Here is a 14,470-nt window from a genome sequence, read left to right as displayed (position 1 = left end):
CGGAACTTAACAACGAAAGTTATACTTGCACCGATAATTAGCAGGTTAAGGAATAACGGGGGTACTCCCTTTGGGATATACCGAATGACATCAGGGTTATTAAGCAGTAAACAACGTTGGAAAACTGTAAAAAAATCTTCGGTTAACGAAAAGTTTACCGACGAGGTGGCGAAAAAGGAGTAAGATAAATAGATTAGGTAGCTGTACGGCCAGACATTAAATGCATGTAACTCTTCGTTGCGACACAATGACGGAAGCACTTTCCGTTAAAAAACTAAAAAAAATGATTAACGGTAAAATGTCAGAGTTGGTGCCGGCATTGACCAGCGGCCTGAGTTTTTATTCGGAAAGCGCGCGTTACGCCGAGGGTTCATTAGAAATACTTGATATTCAAAATGTGAGCAGCAGCCAGTATTCAATGAGTTATCGCTATAAATGGACAATTTTCAACGCCTGTCTGGATATCAGCGCCGAGGAATACATCAGCGACAGCGTGGCCTTTAGCGTTGTCGAAACGGGATTAACCTTTGACATCATTGATAACTCCCGCCCCTCTACCGCAGATGAATTGTAAGTTTACGTAATAACAGCAGGCCAAATGCGAAAAAATGATTTATATTCATTATACGGAAAGTTTATTTTGTCACCGTTAAGCTGCCTCCGTCCATGATGTAAATCAGCTTACTCACAGAGTGTTATCAACACCGAAATTAAGACTTACGGAGGGGATGATATGGATGAGTATTCGCCTAAAAGGCACGATATTGCTCAGCTCAAATTCTTGTGCGAAAATTTGTATGATGAAGGTATCGCCACGCTGGGCGACAGCCACCACGGTTGGGTGAACGATCCAACGTCTTCCGTCAACCTCCAGCTTAACGAGTTGATTGAGCATATTGCTTCGTTTGTGATGAGTTATAAAATTAAATACATGGACGAAAGTGATTTATCGGAGTTGGTCGAGGAGTATCTCGACGATACCTACACGCTGTTTAGCAGTTACGGTATTAACGATTCCGATTTGCGCCGCTGGCAAAAAACCAAAGCGCGATTATTCAGAATGTTCTCAGGAGAGGGCATCTGTACGACAATGAAAACTTAAGGGATAATTATCCCCAAATTACTCTACGGTTTAACTAAAGGTTATCATGACTAAAATTGACTATCTGATGCGTTTACGTAAATGCACCACGATTGACACCCTGGAACGCGTTATTGAAAAAAATAAGTATGAGCTTTCGGACGACGAGCTGGAGCTGTTTTACTCCGCAGCCGACCATCGCCTTGCCGAGCTCACCATGAATAAGCTGTACGATAAAATCCCTGTTGCCGTTTGGAAATTCGTAAGGTAATCCGGGTGGTAAATGCGTTGAGCCGATACCTTTATCGGCTTCAATGTTTGCCGTAATCGAGAATTTATCGTATTGACTTGCAATGATTTTCATTCATTGCCCCTATCCTGTAATAATAGTCGCAAGCCCCTTCAATTAACGCTGGGCGGTGCTGGACAGTAGCACCAGGACGCGGCTAAGCATCAGCCGCCACCGATGACGCCACAGCCAATTCAATATCATTCAATTCAGTGGTGTAAAGCGACGGTAAAATAGCTACCGAAATTTTCGAGCTCCCCTGCGTAAAGAGCCTCCCCCACTATAGCGCTGAGATATCCCCCTCACAATGTTACCCGCATGTCTGCTGAGAGATAACCAAACATCAGACTCTTGTCATCAATATAAAGTATCTATAATTTTAACATTATAACGACCATCTTAACGCCATCAAATTAATCACACCATGTCAGAAGGACATTAAGTATGGACAACAGCAGCAATGTTATTAATGTTAAAGACTACTATGAAAATAAAAATGCCATCGGTGATGGTATAACCGATGACACTGCAGCGATAAGAAGAGCGATTAAAATCGCTAAAGCCAGCGGTAAAGCGGTTTATTTTCCAACGGGTATCTATCGCTATTTTCCTCAAGCGGGTCTCATTGAACCAATCGATGATCCGGAAAATCCTCAACAATACAGCAAAGAAGGCCCAGCCTTACCCATCTCCGGAAATGTCACATTACTGGGTGACGGTATGTTGAAGTCAGTGCTTTATTTTGAAGATGAATATGGTACCGGTAGTGCAGGAATTGGCGGTGTTGATGTCAGAAATCTCACTATAAACGCGTTAGGTTTTAATGGTTCATGGGGTGAAAATGGCAACTGGAGCGGTGGCCGAGATAAAGCCAGACATTTACTAGGAGTAACAATGTCGGAGGGCGAACTAAGAATAACCGATTGCCGATTCTCTAACTCCAGATATATGATGGCCAGCATCTGGCGCGGGAAAACGGCGATCGTTACCGGTTGCCAGTTTGATCGTAGCGTTGCGGATGGTATCAGGCTAATTAACTTCAAACGAGTCATTGTCGCCAATAATAACTTTGCATTTATTAATGATGATTGCATTGCGGTTCACGTTACCGATGATACCAATCCTGCTGTTATCGATCATTCTATCTGTATCAGTAACAACACGATCACCGACAGTCAGGGCATCTGTGCGCTGGGTGCTAAAAACACCGTGATAGAAGGCAATACCTTGGTCAGGCCTCATGCTCGAGCTATCGCTGTCGGCATGGATACGCCGGCGATCAGCGGTGCAGCACAGGAAGGTTCCCAGGTTCCAATGAACATAATTATAAAAGGGAATACAATCAGTGATGTTTTCCGTGGGAAAGTGTTTGCACCTGACACTGGAAATATACAACAGTACATTTATATTGGCGGTATTAACCTTCATACAGGTTCAGAAGTCATTCCGGGCAAGCCGATTAATGGGGAAATCACACCTATTGAACCTTATCTCTATAAATCAAACCTGGATGTCAATAAACGCATCTATCCGGGTGCATTTTCAATAACCATTACTGAAAACATATTAACCAGAACATTGCCGGCCAGCGCTACATCAGAAAATAACAATTCCGATTTTTTTTACGCTGACTATGGTTATGACTACCGGTATGCCAGAAATGGACCTGTATCACCAAAAATACTGCATTCCGATCTAAATTGTAATGGTATATATGTCACCGGCACACTGACCAATCTATTAATCAGTGGTAACCAATTAACGAACATGAACACAAGTATAAGCGTCGCCGTTACCGGTTCATTGAGTTTAAACTCTGATTCATGGAACATTAAAATCTCAAACAATATTCTCCATGGCTTTTATGAAAAAGGGATTTATCTAAACTCAAAAATGGCAGTGGAGATACAAAACTGTATATTCAATGGAGATCCCTACTTCAAAAAAAGCAACAGATCAGCAAATGGCCGCTGGGTAGCAGGGACTGGCGCAGAACACACCTGTATCCACAACAATAATACCGGAAACTCTGTTGTCCATGCAGCGGGTAACCTGTTTAAAAATGCAGCTTCAATTAGTCAGGGAAGCGCATTTATTTGGGGGACAGATAATAAAATGATGTGCCTGCCCGCATTTTCCGGCGGAGAGGCGATGAATCAGGGGATTATGAATTTCCCATCTGGCTGGTTTTCATCTGTGGGCGTGATTATTCCTACGGACTGCGATCCATCCTCAGAAAACTTTGATGCAATCAAAAGTGTGCCGGGAACCAGCGGAGTATCAATCCCATCATCTGGGATCTACTATCGCGGATTTTATCGCCGAAATCTGGTTCTTTCGCCTAACACCGCCAATGGCCAGAGCTACTACGTACGAGGATGGTTGAGGGTGACAAATGGTGAAAACCATGTTTTAGGCACTGACTGGATTGAAGATCGGATCGCCATTCCGTAAAGCGTGCGACGGACAGAAAACGGCATAGTATCGCCAAATGAGGTCGGTAGCTTTTACAGGAGGCTGAAATTGGTGGAGGCCCTGCCAGCTACATCCCGGCACACACGTCACCTGCTACGGCTGCTTCCTTCCGGATCTGACCGAGTTCACAAGTTAGTGTTGCGGGAGAACCAACAGGGCCCCCATTGACGGCTTCTATGACTGCGAAGCGGTGGGCATTATCGGCGATGACCAGCCAAATAGCAAGCCAACCGGGGTCAACCGCTGTTTTCTTACCCACCCTGGCTGTGGCACACTTCTATCCTTGGCTTTTTGCCGCAGCAGGAAAACATAAATGGAACCAGAAGACGCCACATTCAGCCAGCGCGTGTTCCACGTGGTAGCCGCCATTCCCTATGGCAAGGTCACGACCTATGGCGAGGTAGCGCGGCTGGCTGGCTCACCGCGTGCCGCACGTCAGGTCGGCGGCGTATTGAGGCGCCTGCCGGAGGGCAGCAGCCTGCCCTGGCACCGGGTGATTAACCGTCACGGCCAGATTTCGCAGCAGGGAGAGGACTTTCAACGCCAGCGCCAGGCGCTGTTGGGTGAGGGGATCATCTTTGGTGCGCACAGTACGGTCGACCTGCTGATTTACGGCTGGCGCTGGTAGCAACAAAACAGCCTTTGGCCGGAGCGCAAAGGCTGTTGATCTCTAACTGTTTCAAGATTGCCGGTTTACGGCATCGCGGTTGGCATCGCCTGAACCGGCATGCCCTGCACCGGAACCAACTGCAGGTCGGCACGGGTGCCGTTGCGGGTCACTACTTCCTGGATAGTGTCGGTAATAAAGGTCATCCGACCGTTTACCGTAATGGCCGCGCTCAGAATGATACGCGCGTTGGGCTGAATATCAGCCGGGTTGTAAGGCAGTACAAAATTAAACGGCGCCTGCTTGCCTTCAGTGCGCACCGCGCGCTGGGCAATCACTTTCGACGGCGCATCCGACAATGAAGCATCAGAGAGCGTAACCGTCAGTACGGCATCCGGTGGCAGCGCAATGCGCTGGCGAATGTTAACCGAACCAGTTACCGCCGGGCCCTGAATCTGCGTTTGCGCAATCGCTGGGTTTCCCGCTGCCGGTACAGGCATTTTTGCGCTCTTTTGAGCACAACCCGCCAGGGTGATCGTCAATACTGCTGCTCCACCTACGATTTGCCAGAGTTTCATGGATCGGTCTCCTTTTTTATTATCAATGCCTTGGTGGCTTTAACCACCTCACTCATTAAACTTAGCACAAAATACTGAAAAATCCATTTAGCACTGCCTGTTAACCACTTAGCCTTCTAATAACGCTCAGTATTCAGGCAATTTTCCCTGTGCTTTAACGCAACATATTGACGTCTTGCCGTGATATTCCGCACACTGCGCAAAATGATTATTAAAAGGGTAGTAACTTTATGAGCCAGGCACTGCAAAACCTCCTCGATCTGCTGGATCTGGAGAAAATCGAAGAAGGGTTATTCCGCGGACAAAGTGAAGATCTGGGTCTGCGTCAGGTATTCGGCGGTCAGGTGGTCGGCCAGGCGCTGTATGCCGCCAAACAAACGGTGCCGGCAGAGCGCAGCGTGCACTCGTTCCACAGCTACTTCTTGCGCCCAGGCGACAGCAGCAAGCCGATTATTTATGACGTAGAAATCCTGCGAGATGGCAATAGCTTCAGTGCCCGTCGCGTCAGCGCCATTCAGCACGGCAAACCGATCTTCTACATGACCGCCTCTTTCCAAAGCCCGGAAGCGGGGTTTGAGCACCAGAACACCATGCCGGACGTACCGCCGCCAGAAGGCTTGATGTCCGAATCCGACATTGCCCAGAAGCTGGCGCATATGTTGCCGGAGAAGGTTCGTGAAAAGTTTATCGGCCAGAAGCCGATTGAGATGCGCCCGGTCAAGTTCCATAACCCGCTGAAAGGCACGGTGGAAGAACCGCATCGCTACGTGTGGTTCCGCGCCAACGGTACCATGCCGGACGATCAGCGTATCCATCAATATCTGCTGGGCTATGCGTCAGATTTCAACTTCCTGCCGACGGCACTGCAACCGCACGGCGTCGGTTTCCTTGAGCCGGGCATGCAGGTGGCGACCATCGATCATTCGATGTGGTTCCACCGGCCGTTCCGCATGGATGACTGGTTGCTGTACGTAGTGGAAAGCTCCTCCGCCTCTGGCGCACGCGGCTTTGTGCGCGGCCAGTTCTACACCCGAGACGGCGTGCTGGTCGCCACTACGGTGCAAGAAGGCGTAATTCGCCAGCGCGAAGCTTAAAAACAAAAAAAGGGCGATGTCACCATCGCCCTTTTCGCATCATCATTATTTTTCGAGTTATTTAGCGCACTGCCCTTCTTCAAGGCTTATTGGTTGTAGGCACTCTCGCCATGGCTGTTGACGTCCAGACCTTCGCGTTCCTGCTCTTCCGGTACGCGCAGACCGACGATGGCGCCCGCCACTTTAAAGGCGATAAAAGCAGCCACACCGGACCAGACCAGGGTGATCGCCACGCTCATCAATTGGATCAACACTTGATGGCCCATGGTAACGCCTTCTGCGTACCCGGTACCGCCCAATGAGGCAGAAGTGAACACGCCGGTCAGCAGACAGCCGACGATGCCGCACACGCCATGTACGCCAAACACGTCACAGGTATCATCCACATTCAGCCATTTCTTCAGCGTGACCACGCCCCACAGGCCGGCAACGCCGCCCACCAGGCCGATAATCAGCCCCCCGCCGATACCCACGGTGCCCGCAGCCGGCGTGATGGCGACCAGCCCGGCGATCATGCCTGAGCAGGCTCCCAGCAGCGAAGGTTTGCCGCGCACAATCCACTCGGCAAAGGTCCAGGAGAGGATCGCACCGGCGGTAGCAACCACGGTGTTCAGGAACGCCAGTGCCGCAATGCCGTTAGCCGCGCTGGCGGAACCGGCGTTGAAACCAAACCAGCCGACATACAGGATTGAAGCGCCGGTAAACACCATCGGCAGGTTATGCGGCTTGAAAGCTTCTTTGCCGAAACCGGCACGTTTGCCCAACAGGTAGGCGCCAATCAGCCCGGCGCTTGCCGCGTTGATGTGTACTACGGTGCCGCCGGCAAAATCCAGCGCGCCGTCAGCGGCCAGAAAACCGCCGCCCCATACCATGTGTGCAATCGGCAAGTAGGAAATGGTGAACCAGATGGCCGCAAAAATCACTACCGCAGAGAAGCGGATACGCTCGGCAAAACCACCCACCACCAGCGCAACGGTAATACAGGCAAAGGAGGCCTGGAATGCCACGTGGATCATCTGGCTAAAGGTGCCGGTGACGCTATCGATGCCAATGCCTTTCAGCATCGCCGTCTGGAATCCGCCGAAGAACGCATTGCCCTCGCTGAACGCCAGGCTGTAGCCATAAAGCACCCACAGCACGCACACCATTGCGAAGGTGACCGTGACCTGAGTCAACATGGAGAGCACGTTCTTGGAACGCAACAAACCACCGTAAAACAGAGCTACGCCCGGCAAGGTCATGAACAGCACCAAAGCGGTGCAAATCATCATGAACGCATTGTCAGCCTTGTCTGCGACCGCCGGAGCGGCCAGGGCCAAAGAAGGAACCATGGTTACCGTACTCAGGCCCAACATGGATAAAAGTTTTTTCATTATCAATCCATCCCCATTACTTTACTGAGCCTGTGATTACAGTGCTGCTTCGTCTGTTTCGCCGGTGCGAATGCGAATGACACGTTGCAATTCGGCAACGAAAATTTTGCCGTCACCGATTTTGCCGGTGTAGGCCGCTTTACTAATGACATCAACCACTTCGTCCAACTGATCGTCGGCGATAGCAATGTCGATTTTGACTTTAGGTAAGAAGTTGACGCTGTATTCCGCTCCGCGATAGAGCTCAGCATGTCCCTTCTGGCGACCAAACCCTTTCACTTCGGTCACGGTCAGCCCCTGAATACCTACAGAGGATAGGGCTTCACGCACGTCCTCCAGCTTGAATGGTTTAATCACCACGGTAACCAGCTTCATATTGCCCCTCCACGAATTAAGCCCAAACTCACCCTTGGTACGAGTCTTATAAAGCAAAGGCTATGCCACAAATGGTTTTGTACGTGAATTCAGCAAATTAACCGGCGGGGCGGCGATGCGATGTGTGGCATTGACCCGGCAACCTGCTCTCACACAGAGAACCGGTCAAATATTGCGCACTATTTTGGTGCGTGACGCGTCGAAAAAGTGCAGAGAAAGGGATTTGAAAAGAATAAATGCCTGTTTGTGGTGCGTGGCGGGAAAAAGAAAGGGCCGGTTTTGGTGACCGGCCCCCGGGATTATGCGATTTGCGTTTCTTCGCGGGTGGCGGCGGCCAGCTCCTCGCCCACCAGTTGCAGTTGATACATCTGGTAGTAACGCCCCTGCTGCGCCAGCAGTTGCTGATGATTGCCCTGCTCGACTGCCTGACCACGGTGCAACACCAGAATCGAGTCGGCATCGACAATGGTCGACAAGCGGTGAGCGATCACCACCAACGTGGTGTGTTCACGGATCAAACGCAGCGCGCGCTGGATCGCCTGTTCGGTTCCGGAGTCAATGTTGGCGGTCGCCTCGTCGAGGATCAGGATCTGCGGCGCCTGCACCAGTACCCTGGCCATTGCCAGCAGCTGTTTCTGGCCCACCGACAGGTTGTTGCCCTGCTCGCCCAGGCGGGTATGGATGCCCTGCGGGAAGGCACGTACCAGCTCAGCCAACTGCACCGTTTCCAGCGCCTGCCACACCGCCTCTTCGCTGATGTTGCGCCCCAGAGTGACGTTGGCCAGCACAGATTCGGCGATCACCACCGGATCCTGTTGCACCATCGCCACGCCCTGGCGCAGCGTACGGTGCGACAGATCGGACAAGGGGCGCCCATCAAGACGCACTTGGCCTTCGTTGACCGGGTAATAGCCCATCAGCAGGTTAGCCAGCGTGCTCTTGCCGCTGCCGGTATGGCCGACCAGCGCCACGAAACCGCGCGAAGGCACCGACAGCGAAATATGTTGCAGCACCTTTTTATCTTCGCGGTAAGCGAAGCTCAGGTTGTCGATCTCGATACGCCCGCTTTCCAGCGGACGATCGTCGGCACCGTAGCTCTGCTGGCTGCGGTCCATCAGCTCGAAAATGCGCTCGCCGGCCACCACCGCCTGTTGCAGAATCGACTGCTGCGACGTCAGTTCAATCAATGGCTCATTCAGGCGCCCCAGGTAATTGATAAAGGCATACAGCACGCCGACGCCTATCGACCCTTCGCCGCTGAAACCGAACAGCATCAGCAGGCCGCACAGCACCAGCGCCGAAAACAGGCTGAGCAGCGGCCGCAGCAGAAAACCGTCCAGACGCAGCGTCTGCATGCGTGCGGAATAGTGTGAACGGCTGGCTGCGCTCATGCGCTCGCCAAAGCGGATCTGCTGACGGAACTGCTGGATCACGCCCATGCCGTTGATCACTTCATTAAAACCGTCGTTGATGTCCGCCAGATAGCCGCGCATCCGGCGTACGACCGGCGTGCTGTAATACTGATAAATGCCCATCACCACAAATACCGCCGGGAAGATGCAAATCGCCACCAGCGCCATGCGCCAGTCGAGGCTAAACATCGCCACCAGCATGGCACCAATCAACGCGGCGCTTTTCAGCACGGTGGAAACCACCATCACGTACAGATCTTTAATCACTTCGGTGTCGTTGGTCACCCGCGAGATTAACTGCCCGACCGGTTGCGTATCGAAGGCGCTGAGCGGCTGACGCAGTGCGGCGTCCATCACGTCGGTGCGCAGACGCTGAACCACCCCCACCGCAGCCTGATTGAACAACAGCGCCTGAAAATAGTGCAGCGCCGCCGCCAACAGCTCCAGCAAAATGTAAGCCGCCGCCAGCCCGCAGACGATCATTAACGGCAATTGGCCCCTGGCGACGTAATTATCGATAAAGTAACTGACCAGAATTGGCCCGGCGACTTCCGCCGCCGCAGCTACCCACAGCATCAACACTGCCAGCCCCAGCGGTTTACGGTAAGGCGAGCCATAAGCCAGCAGCCGTTTCAGCGTCGGCCACAGCTTTTGCATTTTATTCATTGGCTACTCTCTCCTCGCCGACTTGCGGAGCTTCATCCAGCGCCGCCTCCAGTTGCTGATAGCGATACATATCGCGATACCAGCCGGGCTGATCCGCCAGTGAGGCATGCTGGCCACGTTGCGCCACGCTACCGTGCTGTATCACCAGGATCTCGCTGGCTTCGGTCAACGCCGAAAGCCGGTGCGCACTGATAATCACCGTCCGGTTCTGCCCCCAACTGCGTAAATTGTGCAGGATCTGGTGTTCAGTACGGCCATCCACCGCCGAGAGCGCGTCGTCGAGGATCAGGATCTCCGCATCCAGCAGCAGAGCACGCGCAATGGAAATACGCTGCTTCTGCCCGCCGGAGAGCATGACGCCACGCTCACCCACTTCGGTTTCATAGCCCTGCGGCAATCGCAAGATATCGTCGTGCACGCTGGCCAGGCGAGCCGCGCGCTCAATCTGATCCTGCGTCGCTCCCGGCTTGCCCAGCGCGATATTGTTGGCAACGCTATCCGAAAACAGGAACGGCGTCTGGCTGACCACGGACAGCCTCGAGCGCCAATCGTCAAGCTTCACCTGGGTCAGCGGCATCCCCTGATAACTAATCTGGCCATCGTCAATATCAAACTGACGCTGGATCAACGACAGCAGCGTCGACTTCCCGGCACCGGTTGGCCCGCACAGCCCGAGCATCTGCCCCGGCTCCAGTTTCAGCGCCACGTCGTGCAGCGCCGCGTGTGAATTTCCCGGGTAATGGAACGCCCGGATATCGACCTTCAGACTGCCTCGCCCGGCCGGCAACGGGTTCTCGCCGTCCGTCACCGCCGGCGCTTCCTCCAGCAGGCTGCGAATACGGCCATAGGCTGCGCTGCCGCGCTCCACGATGTTGAACATCCAGGCCAGCGCCAGCATCGGCCAAATCATCAGGCCAAGGTACATCACGAAGCTGGTCAGTTGGCCAAGCGTCAGCGAACCGTTGACCACCATCCAGCTGCCGCCGCCGATCGCCAGCAGATTGGAAGCGCCGATGGCGATATAAATAGTCGGATCAAAACGGGCGTCTATCCGCGCCACATGCATGTTTTTGGCGCCGGTTTGGGCGGCGACTTCCGCAAACTGATTGGACTGATGATCTTCCAGGCCGAATGCCTTGATCATGCGGATGCTGGTCATGCTTTCCTGAGCCTGATCGTTCAGACTGGAGAACGCTGCCTGCGCCGATTTAAAGCGCTGATGCAACTGGTCGCCGTAGTACTTAATCACAATCGCCATGATCGGCATCGGGATCAGCGACAGCAGGGTCAGTTGCCAGCTGATTTGGGTGCTCATCACCACCAGCACCGCCAACCCCATCACCAGTGAATCCACCAGCGTCAGCACCCCTTCACCGGCGGCGAAAACCACCCGATCCACGTCATTGGTGGCGCGTGCCATCAGATCACCGGTGCGGTGACGCAGATAAAAGGCCGGATTCTGCCGGCTGAGCTGGCGATAGAAGTTCTCGCGCAGTTCAACGGCGAGTTGATAAGAAGCACCAAACAGCAGCACCCGCCACACGTAGCGCAGCAGGTAAACAATCACGGCAGTACCGAGCATCAACCCCAGCCAGGCCATCAACACGCCGGCGGACATCTGTTGTTCGGTGACGCCGTCGACAATGATGCCCACCAGCTTGGGCGGCAACAATTGCAGTATGGCGATGACGATCAGCAGCACCACCGCCCCCAGGTAGCGGCGCCACTCGCGGCGGAAATACCAGCCGATTTGAGCAAATAATCTCACGCAGTTTTATTCCAGGATAATGTAGTCGATTTTACTCTCGCTCTGACTCAGCAGAGTAGAATACCACCGTTACTTTGCCAGTTCGGTGAACATTTCACTCGGGAACCGGCAGTGCGGTGGTGTATTTGATTTTTTCCATTGCGAAGCTGGAGGTGACGTCAATCAGCCCCGGCACGCCGTTCACCAGGCGCTTGTAAAAGCTGTCGTAACTCTTCATGTCCGCCACTTCCACCTGCATCAGGTAATCGTACTCGCCCGCCATGCGATAGAACGCCAGCACCTCTGGCATCTGTTGGGTCAGTTGCACGAACTTCTGATACCACTCGCTGCTGTGCTGCTGGGTTTTGATCAGCACAAACGCCGTTAGCCCCAGGCCCAGCTTTTCATTATCCAGCAGCGCGACGCGCCCACGGATATAGCCTTCATCTTCCAGCCGCTTCAGCCTTTTCCAGCAGGGCGTCGACGTGAGATTGACCGCGTCGGCCAGCGCCTGCAGCGACTGCGTGCAGTCCTGTTGCAGCATGCACAGTAATTTACGGTCTGTTTTATCTAACATATCGCCAACCAGGAGAAAATTTTTCTCCCATTAGGCGATTAAACAGGGAAAATGGCAATCCTTTTTTCCCTGCGACAGGCTATGCTACGCGGTAAACAAGCCCCCTATTCTGAGGCCAGACGATGACAAATTCTTGGGTAAAATATGCGATCGGCGAAATAGAAGCAGATTTCCAACGCTCCGCCGACACGCACCTGATCCGCCTGAACCTGCCTGAATTTCCCGGTATCTGCCTGTACCTGAAAGATGAAAGCACTCACCCGACCGGCAGCCTGAAGCACCGGTTGGCCCGCTCGCTGTTCCTGTACGGTTTGTGCAACGGCTGGATCACCGAAAACACCACGATTATCGAAGCCTCTTCCGGCAGTACCGCAGTGTCCGAAGCCTACTTCGCCCGGCTGATTGGTTTGCCGTTTATCGCCGTGATGCCGTCGTGTACCGCGCGCCGCAAGGTTGAGCAAATCGCCTTCTACGGCGGCCGCTGCCACTTTGTCGACCATGCGGCGCAAATTTACGCCGTCTCCGAACAGTTGGCGAAAGAGCTGAACGGCCACTATATGGATCAGTTCACCTACGCCGAGCGTGCAACCGACTGGCGCGGGAACAACAACATCGCCGACAGTATCTTCCGCCAGATGGCGCGCGAGCCCTTCCCGGTTCCCAAACATATTGTGATGAGCGCCGGTACCGGCGGCACCTCTGCAACCCTGGGGCGCTATATTCGCTATCAAGGGCACGACACGCGCCTGACGGTGGTCGATCCGGAAAACTCGGTGTTCTACGATTGTTTCCACCAGAGCGATCGCACCATTATCGGCAGTTGCGGCAGCAGGATAGAAGGCATTGGCCGCCCACGCGCCGAGCCTTCGTTTATTCCGTCGGTGGTCGACGGTATGCTGCGCGTACCGGATGCCGCCAGCGTCGCCACTATCCACTGGCTGGAAAAGGTTCTGGGGCGCAAAGTGGGCGCCTCCACCGGCACCAACGTGTGGGGCGCGCTGCAATTGGCGAAACAGATGCGGGAAAAGGCTGAACAGGGATCGATCGTCACCCTGCTGTGCGACAGCGGCGAACGCTATCTGGATACCTATTACAACCCCGAGTGGGTAAGCGACAATATCGGTGACCTGACGCCCTGGCTGGCGCAACTGGAAGATTTGTAATCAGCAACAATCCCCCATGGATTGCGAGTTGCAGCCAACAACGTTGCGGCTTGAAAGATGCAGGGGATAAAAAAAGCCGGGTAAGTCATACCCGGCCGGCTGTAAAAGTAAAAACCTCATAATTCGGGGGAATAGGTGAGGTAAGGTGAACGCAGCCAATGTTGCAAATAGTGAGCCACCGCCTGCCGTTCGCAGTGGCCGATAACCTGTAGCTGGGGCAACGACGACTTCAACTGCGGCAAGGCATTGCCCATCACCACGCCGTGCCCCACCGTCGCCAGCATCTCCTTGTCGTTCATCGCATCGCCAAACGCCATGCACTCCGCCATCGTTATCCCCAGGTGGCGGCTCAGCGTATCTAACGCCGTGCCCTTGTTGCAGCCGAGCGGCAGCACTTCCAGGCACTCGTAGGCGGAAAAACAGAGATCGGCCGTTCCGCCCAGATGCGCCTGGAGTTGCAACTGCAACTCCAGTAACTCCTCATGCGGTGCGATAAAACACACTTTGCTGTTGCCGAATGCCGGCAATCTGCGCAGCTCCGCCAGTTGGAAACGAAAACCGCTCAGGTGATGCGCCCACAGCATCTCGTCCGGCACCGCAAATTCCGTCATCCAGCCTTCGTCACGAAAAACGTGTATGCTGGCCTCGGTGCGCCAGTGGGTATGCAGCACCTCTTCGGCAATATCGGCAGGCAAATCGGTAGCGTGCAATTGCCGCCCCTGATTGTCATAAACCCGGGTGCCGTTGCCGGTAATCAGGTAGCCCTGCAAGCCGAGTTGCGCCATGATCGGCTGCGCATCAAGGTAGTGCCGCCCGGTGGCGAAGGTCACGATCATGTCCCGTTCAACCAGTTGCTTCAGTACCGCCAGGGTTTCCGAACCGACCCGGTGATCCGGCGTCAGCAAAGTGCCATCCATATCAAAAGCCGCCAGACGATACATAAAGACCTCGTGAATGTGAACCCGATTACAATCACTGCAGTATGGGATGGTATTTGCGGAAGTAATAGTGAACAATTCCGCAAAACTGTTCC

Annotated in this window: 14 protein-coding genes and 1 other RNA gene; 7 read left to right on the top strand and 8 right to left on the bottom strand. The window is 53.5% G+C overall.

All coding sequences use genetic code 11. The features are described 5' to 3' along the window. Nucleotides 1–247: 247 nt before the first annotated feature. From JK621_RS04175 to JK621_RS04160, 4 genes are all read left to right on the top strand, one after another. On the top strand, nucleotides 248–574 hold the full coding sequence (locus tag JK621_RS04175) for a hypothetical protein (protein WP_212558752.1): 327 nt from the start codon (nucleotides 248–250) through the stop codon (nucleotides 572–574). 159 nt (nucleotides 575–733) lie between these two features. After that, on the top strand, nucleotides 734–1,102 hold the full coding sequence (tomB, locus tag JK621_RS04170; protein WP_004949348.1) for an Hha toxicity modulator TomB: 369 nt from the start codon (nucleotides 734–736) through the stop codon (nucleotides 1,100–1,102). 46 nt (nucleotides 1,103–1,148) lie between these two features. Further along, entirely contained in the window at nucleotides 1,149–1,352 is a 204-nt protein-coding gene (locus JK621_RS04165) for an HHA domain-containing protein (protein WP_006322256.1), read from the top strand. A 462-nt stretch (nucleotides 1,353–1,814) separates the two neighbouring features. After that, nucleotides 1,815–3,824 carry a right-handed parallel beta-helix repeat-containing protein gene (locus tag JK621_RS04160; protein WP_212558751.1) on the top strand — a complete coding sequence of 670 codons (2,010 nt, stop codon included), beginning with the start codon at nucleotides 1,815–1,817 and terminating at the stop codon, nucleotides 3,822–3,824. Between the two features lie 79 nt (nucleotides 3,825–3,903). Here JK621_RS04160 and ffs read toward each other — a convergent pair. After that, nucleotides 3,904–4,000, bottom strand: an RNA gene (gene ffs / locus JK621_RS04155) — signal recognition particle sRNA small type. A gap of 158 nt (nucleotides 4,001–4,158) precedes the next feature. Here ffs and JK621_RS04150 point away from each other — a divergent pair. Next, nucleotides 4,159–4,473 (top strand): MGMT family protein, encoded by a 315-nt coding sequence (locus JK621_RS04150; protein WP_119804832.1) that lies wholly within the window; start codon nucleotides 4,159–4,161, stop codon nucleotides 4,471–4,473. A gap of 65 nt (nucleotides 4,474–4,538) precedes the next feature. Here the strand turns inward: JK621_RS04150 and JK621_RS04145 are convergent, their stop codons facing one another. Continuing rightward, nucleotides 4,539–5,030, bottom strand: a complete 492-nt coding sequence (locus JK621_RS04145; protein WP_212558750.1) for a YbaY family lipoprotein — start codon at nucleotides 5,028–5,030, stop codon at nucleotides 4,539–4,541. A gap of 230 nt (nucleotides 5,031–5,260) precedes the next feature. On the opposite strand from JK621_RS04145, the gene tesB reads away from it, so the two are divergent. Then, nucleotides 5,261–6,124 carry an acyl-CoA thioesterase II gene (tesB, locus tag JK621_RS04140; RefSeq protein WP_212558749.1) on the top strand — a complete coding sequence of 288 codons (864 nt, stop codon included), beginning with the start codon at nucleotides 5,261–5,263 and terminating at the stop codon, nucleotides 6,122–6,124. 86 nt (nucleotides 6,125–6,210) lie between these two features. On the opposite strand, the gene amtB is transcribed toward tesB, so the two are convergent. The 5 genes from amtB to JK621_RS04115 form a co-directional block, all read right to left on the bottom strand. Further along, complete coding sequence (amtB, locus tag JK621_RS04135) at nucleotides 6,211–7,497, bottom strand: ammonium transporter AmtB (protein ID WP_212558748.1); 1,287 nt, start codon at nucleotides 7,495–7,497, stop codon at nucleotides 6,211–6,213. Between the two features lie 36 nt (nucleotides 7,498–7,533). Next, complete coding sequence (gene glnK, locus JK621_RS04130; RefSeq protein ID WP_004949337.1) at nucleotides 7,534–7,872, bottom strand: P-II family nitrogen regulator; 339 nt, start codon at nucleotides 7,870–7,872, stop codon at nucleotides 7,534–7,536. A gap of 299 nt (nucleotides 7,873–8,171) precedes the next feature. Further along, nucleotides 8,172–9,950 carry a SmdB family multidrug efflux ABC transporter permease/ATP-binding protein gene (locus JK621_RS04125; RefSeq protein ID WP_212558747.1) on the bottom strand — a complete coding sequence of 593 codons (1,779 nt, stop codon included), beginning with the start codon at nucleotides 9,948–9,950 and terminating at the stop codon, nucleotides 8,172–8,174. Further along, complete coding sequence (locus JK621_RS04120) at nucleotides 9,943–11,718, bottom strand: SmdA family multidrug ABC transporter permease/ATP-binding protein (RefSeq protein ID WP_212558746.1); 1,776 nt, start codon at nucleotides 11,716–11,718, stop codon at nucleotides 9,943–9,945. Before JK621_RS04120 ends, JK621_RS04125 begins: the two co-directional genes overlap by 8 nt. A 94-nt stretch (nucleotides 11,719–11,812) precedes the next feature. Continuing rightward, entirely contained in the window at nucleotides 11,813–12,274 is a 462-nt protein-coding gene (locus JK621_RS04115) for an Lrp/AsnC family transcriptional regulator (protein WP_004949329.1), read from the bottom strand. A gap of 122 nt (nucleotides 12,275–12,396) precedes the next feature. Between JK621_RS04115 and JK621_RS04110 the strand changes: the two genes are divergently transcribed. Continuing rightward, nucleotides 12,397–13,437, top strand: coding sequence for a PLP-dependent cysteine synthase family protein (locus tag JK621_RS04110; protein WP_212558745.1), 1,041 nt, complete (start codon nucleotides 12,397–12,399; stop codon nucleotides 13,435–13,437). Nucleotides 13,438–13,553: 116 nt separating this feature from the next. On the opposite strand, the gene cof is transcribed toward JK621_RS04110, so the two are convergent. Beyond that, a complete protein-coding gene (cof, locus tag JK621_RS04105) occupies nucleotides 13,554–14,378 on the bottom strand; it encodes an HMP-PP phosphatase (protein WP_212558744.1) in 825 nt (274 codons plus the stop codon). Nucleotides 14,379–14,470: the final 92 nt, after the last annotated feature.

It is taken from the genome of Serratia plymuthica (assembly GCF_018336935.1).
Lineage (GTDB): Bacteria > Pseudomonadota > Gammaproteobacteria > Enterobacterales > Enterobacteriaceae > Serratia > Serratia plymuthica_B.
The sequence above is the reverse complement of the archived record's forward strand: the minus strand, read 5'-3'. Positions and strand labels throughout refer to the sequence as shown.

What these genes read in the sequence shown, in the direction of transcription:
- glnK (WP_004949337.1), bottom strand. Translation starts at nt 7,872, where the DNA reads ATGAAGCTGGTTACCGTGGTGATTAAACCATTCAAGCTGGAGGACGTG.
- cof (WP_212558744.1), bottom strand. Translation starts at nt 14,378, where the DNA reads ATGTATCGTCTGGCGGCTTTTGATATGGATGGCACTTTGCTGACGCCG.
- JK621_RS04165 (WP_006322256.1), top strand. Translation starts at nt 1,149, where the DNA reads ATGACTAAAATTGACTATCTGATGCGTTTACGTAAATGCACCACGATT.
- JK621_RS04175 (WP_212558752.1), top strand. Translation starts at nt 248, where the DNA reads ATGACGGAAGCACTTTCCGTTAAAAAACTAAAAAAAATGATTAACGGT.
- JK621_RS04145 (WP_212558750.1), bottom strand. Translation starts at nt 5,030, where the DNA reads ATGAAACTCTGGCAAATCGTAGGTGGAGCAGCAGTATTGACGATCACC.
- JK621_RS04125 (WP_212558747.1), bottom strand. Translation starts at nt 9,950, where the DNA reads ATGAATAAAATGCAAAAGCTGTGGCCGACGCTGAAACGGCTGCTGGCT.
- JK621_RS04115 (WP_004949329.1), bottom strand. Translation starts at nt 12,274, where the DNA reads ATGTTAGATAAAACAGACCGTAAATTACTGTGCATGCTGCAACAGGAC.
- tesB (WP_212558749.1), top strand. Translation starts at nt 5,261, where the DNA reads ATGAGCCAGGCACTGCAAAACCTCCTCGATCTGCTGGATCTGGAGAAA.
- tomB (WP_004949348.1), top strand. Translation starts at nt 734, where the DNA reads ATGGATGAGTATTCGCCTAAAAGGCACGATATTGCTCAGCTCAAATTC.
- JK621_RS04160 (WP_212558751.1), top strand. Translation starts at nt 1,815, where the DNA reads ATGGACAACAGCAGCAATGTTATTAATGTTAAAGACTACTATGAAAAT.
- JK621_RS04150 (WP_119804832.1), top strand. Translation starts at nt 4,159, where the DNA reads ATGGAACCAGAAGACGCCACATTCAGCCAGCGCGTGTTCCACGTGGTA.
- JK621_RS04110 (WP_212558745.1), top strand. Translation starts at nt 12,397, where the DNA reads ATGACAAATTCTTGGGTAAAATATGCGATCGGCGAAATAGAAGCAGAT.
- amtB (WP_212558748.1), bottom strand. Translation starts at nt 7,497, where the DNA reads ATGAAAAAACTTTTATCCATGTTGGGCCTGAGTACGGTAACCATGGTT.